This is a genomic window from Serratia surfactantfaciens, from assembly GCF_001642805.2.
Lineage (GTDB): Bacteria > Pseudomonadota > Gammaproteobacteria > Enterobacterales > Enterobacteriaceae > Serratia > Serratia surfactantfaciens.
On the sequence record NZ_CP016948.1, the window covers coordinates 2,416,106 to 2,431,631 of the forward strand.

21 protein-coding genes are annotated in these 15,526 nt (G+C 61.0%); 5 read left to right on the plus strand and 16 right to left on the minus strand.

From position 1 onward, the window contains the following. Positions 1–133: 133 nt before the first annotated feature. From flgJ to flgB, 9 genes are all read right to left on the minus strand, one after another. Positions 134–1,078 carry a flagellar assembly peptidoglycan hydrolase FlgJ gene (gene flgJ / locus ATE40_RS11390; protein WP_049200258.1) on the minus strand — a complete coding sequence of 315 codons (945 nt, stop codon included), beginning with the start codon at positions 1,076–1,078 and terminating at the stop codon, positions 134–136. Continuing rightward, entirely contained in the window at positions 1,078–2,178 is a 1,101-nt protein-coding gene (locus ATE40_RS11395; protein ID WP_004934816.1) for a flagellar basal body P-ring protein FlgI, read from the minus strand. Before ATE40_RS11395 ends, flgJ begins: the two co-directional genes overlap by 1 nt. A 10-nt stretch (positions 2,179–2,188) precedes the next feature. Beyond that, entirely contained in the window at positions 2,189–2,890 is a 702-nt protein-coding gene (gene flgH, locus ATE40_RS11400) for a flagellar basal body L-ring protein FlgH (RefSeq protein WP_004934817.1), read from the minus strand. A gap of 83 nt (positions 2,891–2,973) precedes the next feature. Then, positions 2,974–3,756 carry a flagellar basal-body rod protein FlgG gene (gene flgG / locus ATE40_RS11405; RefSeq protein ID WP_004934819.1) on the minus strand — a complete coding sequence of 261 codons (783 nt, stop codon included), beginning with the start codon at positions 3,754–3,756 and terminating at the stop codon, positions 2,974–2,976. Between the two features lie 18 nt (positions 3,757–3,774). Further along, positions 3,775–4,530 carry a flagellar basal body rod protein FlgF gene (locus tag ATE40_RS11410; protein ID WP_019452952.1) on the minus strand — a complete coding sequence of 252 codons (756 nt, stop codon included), beginning with the start codon at positions 4,528–4,530 and terminating at the stop codon, positions 3,775–3,777. Between the two features lie 12 nt (positions 4,531–4,542). Further along, positions 4,543–5,766, minus strand: coding sequence for a flagellar hook protein FlgE (gene flgE / locus ATE40_RS11415; RefSeq protein WP_063918545.1), 1,224 nt, complete (start codon positions 5,764–5,766; stop codon positions 4,543–4,545). Between the two features lie 54 nt (positions 5,767–5,820). Beyond that, positions 5,821–6,498 carry a flagellar hook assembly protein FlgD gene (gene flgD / locus ATE40_RS11420; RefSeq protein ID WP_019452954.1) on the minus strand — a complete coding sequence of 226 codons (678 nt, stop codon included), beginning with the start codon at positions 6,496–6,498 and terminating at the stop codon, positions 5,821–5,823. A gap of 12 nt (positions 6,499–6,510) precedes the next feature. Further along, positions 6,511–6,915, minus strand: coding sequence for a flagellar basal body rod protein FlgC (gene flgC, locus ATE40_RS11425; protein ID WP_004934826.1), 405 nt, complete (start codon positions 6,913–6,915; stop codon positions 6,511–6,513). Between the two features lie 5 nt (positions 6,916–6,920). Continuing rightward, positions 6,921–7,334, minus strand: a complete 414-nt coding sequence (gene flgB / locus ATE40_RS11430) for a flagellar basal body rod protein FlgB (RefSeq protein ID WP_019452955.1) — start codon at positions 7,332–7,334, stop codon at positions 6,921–6,923. Between the two features lie 160 nt (positions 7,335–7,494). On the opposite strand from flgB, the gene flgA reads away from it, so the two are divergent. The 5 genes from flgA to ATE40_RS11455 all read left to right on the plus strand — a co-directional run bounded on the left by flgA (position 7,495) and on the right by ATE40_RS11455 (position 9,965). After that, positions 7,495–8,148, plus strand: coding sequence for a flagellar basal body P-ring formation chaperone FlgA (flgA, locus tag ATE40_RS11435; protein WP_019452956.1), 654 nt, complete (start codon positions 7,495–7,497; stop codon positions 8,146–8,148). A gap of 129 nt (positions 8,149–8,277) precedes the next feature. Then, complete coding sequence (gene flgM / locus ATE40_RS11440; protein ID WP_019452957.1) at positions 8,278–8,589, plus strand: flagellar biosynthesis anti-sigma factor FlgM; 312 nt, start codon at positions 8,278–8,280, stop codon at positions 8,587–8,589. 40 nt (positions 8,590–8,629) lie between these two features. Next, entirely contained in the window at positions 8,630–9,064 is a 435-nt protein-coding gene (locus ATE40_RS11445; protein WP_019452958.1) for a flagella synthesis protein FlgN, read from the plus strand. Positions 9,065–9,294: 230 nt separating this feature from the next. Next, positions 9,295–9,666 (plus strand): type II toxin-antitoxin system RelE/ParE family toxin, encoded by a 372-nt coding sequence (locus tag ATE40_RS11450; protein ID WP_063918546.1) that lies wholly within the window; start codon positions 9,295–9,297, stop codon positions 9,664–9,666. Then, a complete protein-coding gene (locus ATE40_RS11455; protein ID WP_033632742.1) occupies positions 9,663–9,965 on the plus strand; it encodes a helix-turn-helix domain-containing protein in 303 nt (100 codons plus the stop codon). Before ATE40_RS11450 ends, ATE40_RS11455 begins: the two co-directional genes overlap by 4 nt. A 2-nt stretch (positions 9,966–9,967) precedes the next feature. On the opposite strand, the gene ATE40_RS11460 is transcribed toward ATE40_RS11455, so the two are convergent. The 7 genes from ATE40_RS11460 to cheY form a co-directional block, all read right to left on the minus strand. Beyond that, positions 9,968–10,372 (minus strand): flagellar protein FlhE, encoded by a 405-nt coding sequence (locus tag ATE40_RS11460; RefSeq protein WP_019452960.1) that lies wholly within the window; start codon positions 10,370–10,372, stop codon positions 9,968–9,970. Further along, positions 10,372–12,450 carry a flagellar biosynthesis protein FlhA gene (gene flhA, locus ATE40_RS11465; RefSeq protein ID WP_019452961.1) on the minus strand — a complete coding sequence of 693 codons (2,079 nt, stop codon included), beginning with the start codon at positions 12,448–12,450 and terminating at the stop codon, positions 10,372–10,374. The genes ATE40_RS11460 and flhA overlap by 1 nt, the downstream gene beginning before the upstream one ends. Continuing rightward, positions 12,443–13,594, minus strand: a complete 1,152-nt coding sequence (flhB, locus tag ATE40_RS11470; protein WP_019452962.1) for a flagellar biosynthesis protein FlhB — start codon at positions 13,592–13,594, stop codon at positions 12,443–12,445. Before flhB ends, flhA begins: the two co-directional genes overlap by 8 nt. A gap of 129 nt (positions 13,595–13,723) precedes the next feature. Further along, positions 13,724–14,122: a type II toxin-antitoxin system tRNA(fMet)-specific endonuclease VapC gene (vapC, locus tag ATE40_RS11475; RefSeq protein ID WP_063918547.1), complete on the minus strand. Its 399-nt coding sequence runs from the start codon at positions 14,120–14,122 to the stop codon at positions 13,724–13,726. Continuing rightward, positions 14,122–14,355 carry a type II toxin-antitoxin system VapB family antitoxin gene (gene vapB / locus ATE40_RS11480; RefSeq protein WP_063918548.1) on the minus strand — a complete coding sequence of 78 codons (234 nt, stop codon included), beginning with the start codon at positions 14,353–14,355 and terminating at the stop codon, positions 14,122–14,124. The genes vapC and vapB overlap by 1 nt, the downstream gene beginning before the upstream one ends. Positions 14,356–14,480: 125 nt before the next feature. After that, a complete protein-coding gene (cheZ, locus tag ATE40_RS11485) occupies positions 14,481–15,125 on the minus strand; it encodes a protein phosphatase CheZ (RefSeq protein ID WP_004934858.1) in 645 nt (214 codons plus the stop codon). Between the two features lie 10 nt (positions 15,126–15,135). Continuing rightward, entirely contained in the window at positions 15,136–15,525 is a 390-nt protein-coding gene (gene cheY / locus ATE40_RS11490; RefSeq protein WP_004934862.1) for a chemotaxis response regulator CheY, read from the minus strand. Position 15,526 lies beyond the last annotated feature (1 nt).

Sequence of the window (15,526 nt, forward strand, 5' to 3'; positions counted from 1 at the left end):
TGTCTCGGTTATCGGCCAAAATGGGAAGAACTTGAGGAAAAAAAGCGGCAACGCGCTCAGCATCCAGCTAGCCTTCGTTACCGCCTATCCCCTAAATAATTGGCGCCGCTGCGGCGTCAAGAATGACGGGGATTTAGAACAAATCTTTCAGATCGTGGGTATAAGCTTTGACCGCCTGTTCCCCGGCGTTCTTCATCTGCTGAATCACGCTGACCAGTTTGCTGGCGTACTGCGGGTCGGTGGCATAACCGGCGCGCTGCAGCGCATGTGCCGCCTGTTCCGGGCTGCGCGCGGCGGCCACGTCGGCGTAGCGCGGGTTGTTGGTCAACAGCTTGACGTAATCGGCGATCGCTTCGACGTACGAGCCGTAAACGCGGAACTTCGCCTTCACCTTCTTCGCGGCGCCCTGCTCAAACTCGGTGGTGGTGATCTCCGTCACCGGCCCATTCCAGCTGCCGCCGGCCTTGATGCCGAACAGGTTGTAGCTCGGCGTGCCGTCAGAAGTCGGGATCTCGCGCTGCCCCCAGCCGGACTCCAGCGCCGCCTGCGCGACAATCAGCTGATGCGGAATACCGCTCTGCTGGCTGGCGACCTTCGCCGGGATCGACAGACGGGCGACGAAGTTGCCGTTGTTGAGCGACAGCGGCGCGGCGGCCGGCGGCGCTTTCGGCATCGCCCGGCGCACCATCTGCTCCAGCGCCTGATTCGGCAGCGTTTGCAGCACCTCGTTGTCCAGCGCCATCGGCGACAAGCCCGCCGTTTCGCTCGGCACCGTATTGGCGTTGCTCATCTGCTTGACCATCATGTCGGCCAGCCCCAGCCCTTTTTGCGACATCTGCTGGGCGATTTGCTGGTCGTACATCGAGGTATAAAGCCGCGTTTGATCGCTGCTTAATACCCCGTCCTGTGGCAAGGCAGAACGCATGCTTTTCAGCATCATCTGCACGAACATGCCTTCCACCTGCTGCGCCACCTGCTTGAGGTTGCCCTGCGGATCGGCCGCCGCGTCGCGCTTCAGGCCGTTCAGCGCCTGGGCGTCATAGGCCGCGCCCGACATCGCCATCAGATCGCCGGCCATCAGATGATTTCCAGCTTGGCGCGCAGGCAGCCAGCGCTCTGCATCGCCTGCAGGATCGACATCAGATCGATCGGCGTGGCGCCCAGCGCATTCAGCGCGCGGATCACGTTGTTCAGGTTGGCGCTGGCGTTCACCTTCTGCAGCGACCCACCCTGCTGTTGCACCGAGATCTGGGTGTTTGGCGTCACCACCGTCTGGCCGCCGCCGAACGGCGTCGTCGGCTGGCTGACGGTGTTCTGCCGATCGACCACCACCGACAGATTGCCCTGGGCCACGGCGCAAGAGTCGAGGATCACGTCGCGGTTCATCACTACCGAACCGGTGCGCGAGTTGATGATCACCTTGGCGTCCATCGCACCGACGTTGACGGTGATGTTCTGAATCTCCGCCAGGAAGCGCACCTGAGAGCTGTTACCCTGCGGCACCAGCACCTGAATGGTGCGGGCGTCGAGCGGCGTCGCGGTGCCGCCGCCGCGTTGGCGGTTGATGGCGTCGCTGATCTGCTGCGCCAACGTGAAATCTTCGTCGTTCAACTGCAGATTGAGCACCCCGCCGCTGCCGAAGGTGGTCGGCAGCTCGCGCTCGATGGTGGCGCCGTTGCTGATGCGCCCGCCCGCCAGCTGATTGACCTGCACGCTGCTGCCGCCGGCCGCCGCGCCCGCACCGCCGACCAGCACGTTGCCCTGCGCCAGCGCATAGACCTGGTTATCCACGCCTTTAAGCGGCGTCATCAGCAGGGTGCCGCCGCGCAGGCTCTTGGCGTTGCCCATCGAAGAAACCACCACGTCGATGTTCTGCCCGGCGCGCGAGAACGGCGGCAGTTTGGCGGTCACCATCACCGCCGCCACGTTTTTCAGCTGCATGTTGGTGCCCGGCGGCACGGTGATGCCCAGCTGCGACAACATGTTGCTCAGGCTCTGGGTGGTGAACGGCGTCTGCATGGTCTGGTCGCCGGAGCCGTCCAGCCCCACCACCAGGCCGTAGCCAATCAGGGCGTTGTCTCGCACGCCCTGCACCGTCACCAGATCGCGGATGCGCTCCGCCGCCGCCGGCAAGCACACCAGCCCGACGCACAGCGCGATAAACCATTTTTTCAGCATCAGTCAATCCTTAGAACGGTGAAACATTTAAGAAGAAGCGCTGCAGCCAGCCCATGGTCTGCGCTTCGTTGATATAGCCATTGCCGACGTATTCGATACGCGCATCCGCCACCTGCGTCGAGGTGACCGAGTTGTTGCCGCTGATGGTGCGCGGGTTGACGACGCCGGAGAAACGAATGAATTCGGTGCCCTGGTTGATGGCGATCTGTTTTTCCCCCACCACGTGCAGGTTGCCGTTGGCCAGCACCTGGTTGACCGTCACCGTAATGGTGCCGTTGAAGGTGTTGTTGGCGTTGGCGCCGCCCTTGCCGCCGAAGGTGCTGTCGCCGGAAATGTCCATATCGGCGCGCGCATTGCCCAACAGGCCGTCGAGGTAACGCGGCGAGGTGGCGACGCCGAACTTGCTGGCGCCGTTGCGGCTGGCGTTGGCGGAGGAACTCTTGCTGGCGCTGACGTTTTCCTGCAGCACGATGGTCAGGGTGTCACCGACGTTGCGCGGACGGCGGTCTTCGAACAGCGGCTGATAGCCATAGTTCATCGGCTGCACCGTCTGGAAGATCGAGCCGTTCGGCATCGGCGCGCTGGCCGGCGCGGGCTGCGCCGTGGTCGCGCCGTCCACCAGCGGTTTGTGCGGGATATAAGCGCAGCCGCTCAGCGTCAGCATCACCATTCCCGCCAGCCAGCGTTGTCCCTGCCGCGGCAGGATTGCCATCGAATATGTGGTTACCACGGGTATCGCCTTTGTTTCACGAAAGAGAATGACGGGCGCGGCATGCCGGGCCCGTCAATGACAGATTACAGTTGCGTCAGCTTTTGCAGCATCTGATCGGAGGTCGATACCGCTTTGCTGTTGATCTCGTAAGCGCGCTGAGTCTGGATCATGTTGACCAGCTCTTCCGCCACGTTGACGTTGGAGGTTTCCACGTAGCCCTGATACAGCAGACCGGCGCCGTTCAGCCCCGGCGTGCTCTCGTTCGGCGCGCCCGAGCTTTCGGTTTCCTGATACAGGTTCTCGCCCACGCTCTCCAGACCGCTGTCGTTGACGAACGTGGTCAGCGTCAGTTGGCCCACCTGCTGAGCGGCGGTCTGCCCTTGCTGGGTAACGCTGACGATGCCGTCGCGGCCAACGGTGATGGACAGCGCGTTCGCCGGGATGGTGATCGCCGGCTGCACCTGGAAACCGCTGGAGGTCACCAGCTGGCCGTTCTGATCGATCTGGAACGACCCGTCGCGGGTGTAGGCCTGGGTGCCGTCCGGCAGCATCACCTGGAAGAACCCCTGCCCCTTGATGGCGACGTCTTTACTGTTGTTGGTCTGCGACAGGTTGCCCTGGCTGTGCAGACGCTCGGTCGCCACCGGACGCACGCCGGTGCCGATCTGCAGACCGGAGGGCAGCGTGGTCTGCTCGGAGGACTGTGCCCCCGGCTGACGCATGGTCTGGTACAGCAGATCTTCAAATACCGCACGCTGGCGCTTGAAGCCGTTGGTGCTGACGTTCGCCAGGTTGTTGGCGATCACGTCCATGTTGGTCTGCTGCGCGTCCAGACCGGTTTTGGCAATCCATAAGGATGGAATCATCGGTTATTTCCTTGCTGCTTAACTCAATGAGAGCAGTGAGTTGGCACGCTGTTCGTTTTCATCCACGCTGTGGATGACTTTCATTTGCATTTCAAAGCGACGGGCGTTGGCGATCATATCGACCATGGTTTCCATCGGCTTGACGTTGCTGCCTTCCAGCACGCCCGGCATCACCCGCACCTGCGGATCGTTTTGCAACTGATTGCCGCGCTGCTGTTGGGTTTCCGGCGTCAGGCGAAACAGCCCGTCGTCGCCGCGCATCACTTCGCGCGCATCGGCTTTGACCAGCTTCAGGCGGCCGATCTGCGCGATGGTGTTCGGCGGATCGCCGGCGTTCAGCGCCGAAATGGTGCCGTCGGCCGCGATGGTGATCTCCGCCGACGGCGGCACCTCGATCGGGCCGCCGTCGCCCATCAGCGGCATCCCCTGCACCGTCAACTGCCCGGTGGAGGAGATCTGAATGTTGCCGTTGCGGGTGTAAGCTTCACCGCCGCCTGGCAGACTCACCGCCAGGAAACCGTCCTGCTGCAGCGCCACGTCCAGCGGACGCGCCGTGTAGTTCAGCGCGCCCTGGCTCATGTCGGCGCCGGGCGTCGAGGCCGTCACCAAGGTGCGTGTCGCCATGCTCGGCCCGTCGACCGGCACCGCGCGCAACGCGGCGAGCTGGGCGCGAAAGCCCGGCGTCGACGCGTTGGCCAGGTTGTTGGCGGTAATGGACTGCTGTTCCAGCGTTTGGCGCGCCGCGCCCATCGCGGTATAAATCGCGTGATCCATAACTCGGCCCTATTAGCGCAGGCTAACCAGCGTCTGCAGGATTGAGTCCTGCGTCTTGATGGTCTGGGCGTTGGACTGGTAGTTACGCTGTGCGACGATCATGTTCACCAGCTCCTGGCTCAGATCGACGTTGGAAGATTCCAGCGCGCCGCTGGTCAGCTTGCCGAAGCCGCCGCCGCCCGCCAGACCAACGCGCGGCTGGCCGGACGCGCCGGTTTCCTGCCAAACGTTATCGCCCTGCGACGCCAGCCCTTCCGGGTTGGAGAAGTTGGTCATGACGATCTGACCCAACAGCTGGGTCTGCTGGTTGGAGTAGATACCCACCACTGTGCCGTCGTTGTTGATCTGATAGCCCGTGTATTCACCGGCGGCATAGCCGTCCTGCGATACCTTGCTCACCGAGTCGCTGCCCACGTTCTGCTGCATACTGCCGGCGAAGCTCAGGGTGAAGTTTTGCGCCGGCGCACCGTCTTTGGCGGTCATCGGGATCACCATGCTGAACTCGCCCGGCGCGCCGTTGGTGCTGGTGGTTTTCACCAGGTTGCCGCTTTCGCTGAACTCCATGGTGCCGGCGTCAACCGGTGCAGCGCTGCCGTCCTGGGTGTAGACCTGCCACTTGTTGTTTTCGGTCTTCACGAAGTAAGCGTTGATGTTGTGCGCGTTACCCAGCGAGTCGTAAGCGGTGATGGTGTTGACGTAGTTGTAGCTGTCCTGCTTGGTCGGATCGAACTTCGTGTTCTCCGGCACTTTATGGGTGGACTTCAGGTTGGCCACCATCTGGCCGGAGGTGGACGCCTTGGCGTTCATCATGCCTTCAGGAATGCTCAGCGGCACCGGGTTGGCGCCCTGCTGGATGGTCGGCGGGGAACCGGCCGCCGGGTAGCCGGTCAGCTGCAGGCCCTGCATGTTGGTCAGGTTGCGGTTTTCGTCCAGCTTGAACTGGCCATTGCGGGTATAGAAGATGCCGCCATCTTTATCCTGCATGCGGAAGAAACCGTTGCCGTTGATGGCGATATCCAGTGAACGGCTGGTACCGGTGGTGGTGCCGCCCTTGAAGTTCTGGGTGATGCCGGACACTTTGACGCCCAGACCGACCTGCGAACCAGCGAACATGTCGGCGAAAGATACGCTGCCGGATTTGAAGCCCGCGGTCGCAGAGTTGGCGATGTTGTTACCGATCACGTCCAGGTTGGTTGCTGCCGCGTTCAAGCCGCTGACTGCCTGAGAAAAGGCCATGTTATTCTCCGAATAGTGGTCAGGCTATCGTCCGATTGAGCCTGATGCTTAGGGTTATAAGATCTGTCGCACGTCTTCCAGGGTGGCGTTGCCCGCCAGGCCGAGATCCAGCTTGGCGCCGTTGCCGTCGCGGATCACGCCGTTCACCAGGCCGAAATGCAGGCTGCGCGCCACCAGTTGCTCGCCGTTGCCTTTGGCGTTGACGGCCACTTTGTAGGCGCCGTCGGGCGCGGTGGTGCCGTCATCCAGCGAACCGTCCCAGGTGAAGGCGTGCACGCCGGCGGTCAGACCGCCAATTTCGATGGTGCGCACGACCTGCCCGCTGGCATTGGTAATGGTGGCGGTCACCTGATCGGCTGCGCGCTCCAGTTCTACGCCGAACGGCGTGGTGCTGACCTTGCCGTCCTTGCTGCCGACCAGAATATTGTTGCCCGGCACCATCACGCCGTGACCGATCAACGCAGTGGCCTGCAGCGACTGGTTGCTGTTGATCTGGCCGGAGATCGAGCCCAGCGTGGTGTTGAGTTTTTCGATGCCCTGAACGGTGTTGATCTGCGCCAGCTGCGAAGTCAGCTCGTTGTTCTGCATCGGGTTGGTCGGATCCTGGTTTTTCAACTGCGCGACCAACAGCGTCAGGAAGCTGTTGTGCAGATCCTGACTGTTGGTGGTCTTACTGTTGTTACCGATGACGGTGTTGTCCAACGACTCGTTAGTGGTTGCGGCGATAGCCATGGGAATCTCCGGTTACTGACCCAGCGTCAGGGTTTTCATCATCATCGACTTGGTGGTGTTGAGCACCTCGACGTTGGCCTGGTAGCTGCGCGAAGCGGAGATGGTGTTGACCATTTCCCCGACTACGTCCACGTTCGGCATGCGCACGTAACCCTTGGCGTCCGCCAGCGGATTACCCGGCTGATACACCAGGCGCTCGGGCGCCGGATCGTCCACCACCTGGGCGACGCGCACCCCGCCGGTCGGTTGTCCAGGCGCTGCGGCGACCTGGAACACCACCTGCTTGGCGCGGTAAGGTTCACCGTCCGGGCCGGTCACGCTGTCGGCGTTGGCCATGTTGCTGGCGCTGACGTTCATGCGCTGAGACTGCGCCGATAACGCCGAGCCGGAGATATCAAAAATGTTCAGTAAAGACATGCGCCTTATCCTTGTTGCAGCACGGACATCATCCCTTTGATCTGACCGTTGAGCAGCGTCAGGTCGGTCTGATATTTCAGGCTGTTATCGGCAAAGTTGGTGCGTTCGCGATCCATGTCCACCGTATTGCCGTCCATCGACGGCTGATCCGGCACTCGGAACAGCAGATCAAGCTGTGGCGGCTGCATGGTCTGCGCCGGGATGTGGCGCGCCGCCGTCAGGTTCAGCGCCATGCCGTTGCCGTTGACGCGCCCTTGTTCCAGCACCTTGTTCAATTGGCTGGCGAAATCGATATCCCGCGCCTGATAACCCGGCGTGTCTGCGTTGGCGATGTTGGCGGCCAGAATTTCCTGCCGCTGGGCGCGCAAGTTCAGCGCCTCTTGGCCAAAGCGCAGAGCCGCGTCCAGTTTGTCGAGCATGCTCCCTCCGCGAGGTTAGAATTTGGAGTCGACAGCATAAACGCCCGCCGTGCCACCCTATCGCGGGAATAAACGCAAAATGGGGCGCTATTTATCTGCTTAGCCTGCGCGCGCTGCGGGTACACTTACGCGTATCCCGATGAAGCTTGAGAAGATGACGATGAAAGGTAAAATGCTGCTGCTTATCGGCCTGCTGTGCAGTCTGAACGCGCGCGCCGACGATCTGGCGACGCAAATCGAAAGCTTCATCAAAGGCAAATTCAACGGCGAACCGGTGCAGGTGAAAGTGCGGGTGCGCACGCCGCCGAACCAATGGCCCGCTTGCGAACTGCCGCAGCTGTCGCTGTCGCCCAATGCGCGGATCGGCGGCAATGTCAGCATTTCGGCGCGCTGTGGCCAGGAGCGACGTTTTATTCAGACGCAGGTGCAAGTGTTCGGCCGTTATCTCGTGTCGGCACGCGGCATCAGCGCCGGCGCCCGATTGACGGCGGCGGATCTGACGTTGAAGCAGGGTCGGCTCGATACCCTGCCGCCGCGCGCGCTGACCGAACCGGGCAAAGCGTTAGGCGCCGTCAGCCTGCGCAATATCAGCCCCGGCCAGCCGCTGACGCTCGCCATGCTGCGCCGCGCCTGGCTTATCAAAGCCGGGCAACCGGTGCAGGTCACCGCGCAGGGCGAAGGATTTAACATCAGCGGCGCGGGTAAGGCGATGAACAACGCCGCCGCCGAAGACAGCGTGCGCGTGCGCATGGCGTCCGGGCAAATCGTCAGCGGCGTGGTCGGGGACGACGGCGCGATTCGCATTACGTTATAAAAAAGTAAAGGTTCCGCCAACCTTGCCGATAAGACAAATCAAGCAGCATTTTATTGGCCACCAGGGCCGCAACACTTTCATTGCAGCGTCGTCGACCGCAAGCGGCGACGGCGTAAACGGAGATGGACCATGAGTATCGATCGCACCCAGCGGTTACAGCCGGTTTCCACTGTGCAACCGCGTGAAACCCCGGCCGACAACCCGCTCCAACCGCGTAAGGCCGCCGTGGCCGAAACCGCCGTCAGCGGCACCCAGGTCAAACTGAGCGAGGCACAGGCGCGCCTGATGCAGCCGGGCACCCAGGATATCGATATGGGCCGGGTCGAAGCCATCAAGCAGGCGATCCGCAACGGTGAACTGAAAATGGACGCCGGCAAAATCGCCGACGCGCTGCTGCAAGACGCGCAGAGCGATATTCAATGGATCGCCGGCCGCGACTGACAGCGCGGCGGCGGGTAGCGGTAAAGGATAAGTCATCACTATGGAAAACCTGGCACAACTGCTGGATAAACTGTTGGAAACCCTGCAGGCGCTCAATGGCGTGCTGGAGGAAGAGCACGACTTGCTGTGTGCCGGTCAACTGCCCGGTGTGGCATTGCAGCGCGTCACCGACGCCAAAAGCCAACTGCTGGCAACGGTCGCCTATCTCGAGCAGCAGCGTCTGGGGCAGGAGAAAGCCTGCGGGCAACGCGCCCCTTACGCCAGCCATGCGCCCCTGGCCGATCGCTGGCAGCGCGTTCAGTTGCTGAGCCAAACGCTGCGCGAGAAGAACCAGCACAATGGCCTGCTGCTCAATCAGCAGATCGACCATAACGCCCAGGCGCTGTCGATCCTCAGCAAAAACAACAAATCGCTGTATGGCCCGGACGGCCAGTCGCACGTCGGCAGCCTGCTCGGCAGAAAAATCGGCGTCTGACCTGCCCCATTTCGCCCGGTGTACGTGTCGCCGGGCGCAGCTTTATCGGCTTTTGCGCCTCCCTTCGCATTTTCCCCTTGTCGTTTTCTGAGTTCCCTTAACGTTATGCGCCAGCCTGCGCAGAACGGATATTTGCCTGTTCCCCATCACTCCCTATTTCGTCATCTTAGCTCGGTCGTTAAACATCTTGATCTATACCCATTAAGGGTATATTTTCACATGGAGAGTGAATGACCGACATTTATCTCACAAAAGCCTTCCAGACATTTGCCAGCGACGAACGCATCAGTGACGCCACGATAGTGAAAGCGGCGCAAGAGATGCAAAATCAGTTGTACGACGCCAATCTCGGTGGTTGCGTTTACAAAAAACGCATCGCCCGGATGGGGAGTGGAAAACGGCGCGGGTATCGGGTATTAATCGCAACGGCAGATGAAGGCAGGATCTTTTTCATGTATGGCTTTGCCAAAAACGAAAGAGACAACATCAATCAGGATGAGTTAATTTCCTGGCGGCATTTGGCGGCGCTGTATCTGGATTATTCACCATTCAGGCTGTATCAACTGGTCAACTGCGGGGAATTAATAAGGTTACAACTATGAGCAAGATGCTGAAATCGATCCACCAGGAAGTTCAGGGCCTGCATCGCGCCGGTTTCGTCGATGACGTGACCATGCGCACCTTCGACATGCTGTGCCTGCGGCCGGTGAAACAGTTCGGGCCGGCCGAGATCCGCGCGCTGCGCGAACGGGAAAACGTCAGTCAGCCAGTGTTCGCGCTGTATCTCAACGTCAGCAAAAAAGCGGTGCAGAAATGGGAGCGCGGCGAAGCGCAACCGAACTCCGCCGCGATGAAGCTGTTGACGTTGGTGGAACGCAACGGCCTGCAAATTTTGGCCTGATCCTACTGGTAATTGACGATCACCTGATTGCCAATCACCCGCAGCGGCGGGTTCAACCCGCCTTGCGACTGCACGTAATAGACAAAGCGCAATTCCGCATTGGCCGGCTCGCCCTGCAGACCGATGCTGCTACCGCTACCGCCGCCCAGCGGAATGCAGCGGTTCACCGTGCAGAGCTGCGCCTGCAGGCCCACCGGTTCCGGCCCCAGCAAACGGTAGCGCCAGCTGACGCTGGTGATGCGCGCGTTGGCGTCCGGCAGTGCGTTCGGCGGCCGCAAACCGGCGGACTCATCGCGCATGCCGCCCTGTTCCAGCGTAACGCCCGCCCCTTCCGCCACCCAGGAACCAGACACCGCGCCAGCGGCAAGCGGCGCCAACAAACCCAGCAAGCACAAACGGCGTTTCATCAGGCGGCTCCGATGGTCGAGGTCATGCGAATCTGGCGATCGTCGTTGATCTCCAGGTTGGACAGCACCACGATCTGCGGCAAACTGCGGCGCAAGAAGCGCGCCAGCAAGGCCCGCAGCGCATGGTTGACCAGCAGCACCGGCGGCGCGCTGAGCATCTCTTGTCGCTGCAACGCCTGGCGCGCCTGATCCAACAGGCGGTCGGCCAGACCTGGCTCCAGGCCACCGCCGCCTTGCAACGCCTGCAGCAACAGGCGCTCCAGCTGGGTATCCAGCCCGATAACCTGAATCTCGCCGTTGCCCGGGAACCACTGCTGCGTGATAGCCCGGCCCAGTGCCACCCGCACCACGGTGGTCAATTCATAAGGATCGCTCTGCGCCGGGGCATGCTCCGCCAGCGTTTCGACGATGGTGCGCATATCACGAATGGAAACGCGCTCGGCCAACAGGTTTTGCAACACCTTGTGCAGCGTGGTCAGCGACACCACGCCCGGCACGAAGTCTTCGGTCAGCTTCGGCATTTCCTGCGAAACGCGGTCCAGCAGTTGCTGAGCTTCCTGGCGGCCAAACAGTTCGCTGGCGAACTGACCGATCAGGTGATTGAGGTGCGTCGCCACCACGGTGCTGGCCTCCACCACGGTAAAGCCCTGGATCTGCGCCTGCTCGCGCAAGGCGCTGTCGATCCACACCGCTTCCAGCCCAAAGGCCGGATCGACGGTTTTATCACCCGCCAGCTCGCCTACGGCATTGCCGGGGTTGATCGCCAGCCAGCGGCCCGGTTGCGCTTCGCCGCTGCCGATCTCGACGCCTTTCATCAGGATGCGGTAGCTGGCAGGCGGCAGTTCCAGATTATCGCGAATGTGTACCACCGGCGGCAGATAGCCCATGTCCTGCGCGAATTTCTTGCGGATGCCGCGAATACGCCCAAGCAGCTCGCCGTTCTGCTGAAAATCGACCATCGGAATCAGCCGGTAGCCCACTTCCATCCCCAACGGGTCTTCCAACTGCACGTCGGCCCAGCTGGCTTCGGCAGCCTGCGGATTCTCCGGCATCACCGGCGCCTCTACCGTCTTCGGCGCCTGTTGTTCACGGCCGCGTAGCCACCAGGCCAGGCCCAGCAAAGCGGCGGTAAACAGCAGGAACACCAGGTTCGGCATGCCCGGCACCAGGCCCAACAGCCCCAGCACCCCGGCGCTCAGCAGCATCACGCGCGGATTGTTGAACAGCTGGCCTACCATCTGCTCGCCGACGTCCTGATCGGTCGCTACGCGGGTGACGATAACGCCGGCGGCGGTGGAGATCACCAACGCCGGGATCTGTGCCACCAGGCCATCACCGATGGTCAGCAGCGTATAGCTTTCCGCCGCCGCCCCCAGCTCCATGCCGTGTTGCACCACGCCGACCAACAGGCCGCCGACTACGTTCAGCACCATGATCATCAGGCCGGCGATGGCGTCGCCGCGCACGAATTTACTGGCACCGTCCATCGAGCCGTAGAAATCGGCCTCTTGGGTAACTTCGGCGCGGCGTTTCTTCGCTTCGTCTTCGCCGATCAATCCGGCGTTCAGATCGGCGTCAATCGCCATCTGTTTGCCCGGCATGCCGTCCAGCACGAAGCGCGCGCCCACTTCGGCGATACGCCCCGCACCTTTGGTGATGACCATAAAGTTAATCAGCACCAGGATGATGAACACCACGATGCCGATGGCGAAGTTGCCCCCCACCAGGAAGTGGCCGAAGGCTTCCACCACGCGGCCGGCGGCGGCGGAGCCGGTATGCCCTTCCAACAAGATGATGCGCGTTGACGCGACGTTGAGCGACAAACGCAGCAATGTGGAGAACAGCAGGATGGTCGGGAAAGCGGCGAACTCGAGCGTGCGCTGGGTGAACATCGCCACCAGCAGCACCATGATCGACAGCGCGATGTTGAAGGTAAACAGCAGATCAAGGATGAACGCCGGCAACGGCAGCACCATCATCGACAGAATCAACAGGATCAACACCGGGCCGGCCAGCACCTGCCACTGCGTATCTTTAAAATTGCCCGGCAAACGAAGCAGGGAGGCCAAATTAGCCATCAGAGTCACTCTCTCTCGCAAAATCCAGTGCTTCCGGCACCGGTAAACGTTCAGGTTTTTTTGGGATCAGGCCGCCCTCGCGCCGCCAGCGGCGCAGTTGGTACACCCAGGCCAGCACTTCGGCGACCGCGGCATACAGGGTGGCCGGAATATGTTGTCCGATCTCGCTGTGCCGATACAGCGCGCGCGCCAGCGGCGGCGCCTCCAGCATCGGGATGCGGTGTTCCGCACCGAGTTCGCGAATGCGCAAGGCGATTTCGCCGGCCCCTTTGGCCAGCACTTTCGGCGCGCTCATTTTTTTGTCGTTGTACTGCAACGCGACGGCGTAGTGCGTCGGGTTGGTGACGATCACGTCCGCCTTGGGCACATCGGCCATCATGCGGCGGCGGGCGATCGCCCGCTGCTGCTGACGAATGCGCCCCTTCACGTGCGGGTCCCCTTCCTGGTCTTTGAACTCGTCGCGAATATCCTGCTTGGTCATCTTCAGCTTCTTGAAGTGACTCCACAGCTGATAAAACACGTCGAATGCCACCATCGGCGTCAATCCCAGCACGACCAGAAAGCCGCAGAACAGAATCATCTGCAGCGCGTTGCCCAGCGCATCGAGCGGTTGCTGAGTCATCAGATGCAGCATCGCCGCCCAGTTGTGCCACAGATAGAGGCCGGTCACCCAACCGACCAGCGTCGCTTTCAGGATCCCTTTCAGCAGCTCGGCCAGCACCTGGGTAGAAAAGATGCGCTTCAACCCGGATAGCGGGTTCAGCCGCTTCAAATCGAACTTGATCGACTTGCCGCTGAACAAAATGCCCCCCAGCAACATCGGCGCGGCGAGCGCCACCAGCACCAGCCCCGCCATGATCGGCAGCAGCGCCAGCACCGCCTGGCGCAGCAACATGCCCAATTGGCGCAGCATCTGTTTATCGTTGCTGACCATGCCGTGATCGAAGTTCAGACCTTGCGTGAGCATCGCCGCCAGCTGTTGCGCCATGTTGCTGCCGGACATCAGGATAATCGCCAGGCCGGAGAGCAGCATCAGTACCGAGGTCAGCTCGCGCGAGCGCGGGATCTGGCCGTCTTCACGCGCCTTCTCCAGCCTGTGGGGCGTGGGGGCCTCGCTTTTTTCCAGATCGCTGTCTTCAGCCACGAAACGCCGTTCCTGTGTCGGGAGGGTAAAGAATGGCGGTCAGCATGCCAAAAAATTGGCGATGTCATTGGGGGAACAACGAGGAAAAAGGCGGGTTATTTGGGGGATGAGGCAATCAAGGGGAGGACGTTACAGCCAATTTTCCAGCCGTAAGCCATCAACGCGCTCAAATTCGCGTCGGTTATTGGTCACCAGAATCAATCCTTCGCTGCGCGCATGCCCGGCGATATACAGATCGTTTACGCCAATAGGCGTTCCATGACGTTCCAGCGCAGCCCGAATGTTGCCGTAGTGCGAAGCCGCTTTGGCGCCGTAATCGAGAATGTCCAATCGGGAGACAAAATCCTCAACCACTCTGGCGTTAACCGCCGGACGCGAGCTTTTCTCCACTCCGTGAACCAATTCGCCATAGGTGACCGACGAAATGACCATTTTGCCCGCATAGCGATTGAACGCCTCCAGCACTTCCAGAGGCCGGCGCTTGATGACATAGATAACAATATTGGTGTCCAGCATATGGCTGAACATCAAAACTCTTCCCGCTCACGCTGGTGTTGCCCGGCACGTTCATTGAGGAAGTCATCGCTCACCTCATTTTTCGCGCAGAAGAAACTGTCCCAGGTATTCTCCACCGGCGCAAGAATGCGCTCTTTGCCCACCACGCGGACGGTCACTTTAGAAACGGTATCGGGGAAACGCACCTCTGCAGGCAAGCGCACGGCCTGCGTCCGATTATTGGTAAAGACAGAACCTAACGTCATGGCGACCTCCTTTAACTGGAGTACAAATTATAATCGCCACAATGTATATAGCAACGCTATATACTCCAATCTTTGCGCGACGCTGCGCAACTTTCGGGGCGCACCGTCGCGCGCCCCGAAAAGCCTCAGAAACCGAGGCTGTCGAGCAGATCGTCGACCTGCGCCTGATTGGCGATCACGCCGACGCCGTTCTGGTCGAGCTGCGGACCGTTCAGCAGGCTGTCGTTCGGCCGTTTTTCCTTCACCGGCTGCTCCGGCATGTTTTCCATCAGTACCATCAGCAGCTGCTTTTCGATCTCCTGCACCACGTCCATCATGCGCTTGATTACCTGACCGGTCAGATCCTGGAAATCTTGCGCCATCATGATCTCCAGCAGCTGGGCGTTGGTGAAGGCCGTATGGCCCGGCACCTGATCCAGATACTGGCGCGTGTCGTTGACCAGAGAACGTGCGTCGTCCAGTTCGATGGGATTGGCGAACCACTCGTCCCAGCGCCCTTTCAACGCATTAGCGCCGGATTCCAGCTCCGCCTGGCGCGGTTGCGCCGCCTCTACGCAGTTCAACGCCCGTTCCGCCGCCTGCGCCGTCATGGTTACGACATAGTCAAGACGGTCGCGCGCATCCGGGATCGCCTCTGCCGCCTGGGCGATCGCCTGATCGAGCCCCAGTTCGCGCATGCTGTCGCGCAGCATTCGGGTCAGTTGGCCGATGCGGGAGATGATCTCTCCCGCGGTCGCTGCATCGCTGGCAGGCATTGGAATGTCTCTCATCGCCCTCTCCTTACATGCCCAATTTTTCAAAAATCTTGTTGAGCTTTTCTTCCAGCGTCGCCGCCGTAAATGGTTTCACTACATAACCGCTGGCGCCGGCCTGCGCCGCCGCGATGATATTTTCTTTCTTGGCTTCCGCGGTCACCATCAGTACCGGCATCGCGGCCAGCGCGCTGTCGGCGCGGATGGTTTGCAACAGTTCAAGCCCGTCCATGTTCGGCATGTTCCAGTCGGACACCACGAAGTCGAAACCACCGGCGCGCAGCTTGTTCAGCGCATCCGCCCCGTCTTCAGCTTCTTCGACATTGTTGAAGCCCAGCTCTTTCAGCAAATTTCTGACGATGCGACGCATGGTGGAGAAGTCGTCCACAACCAGAAATCTGAGGTTCTTGTCTGCCATT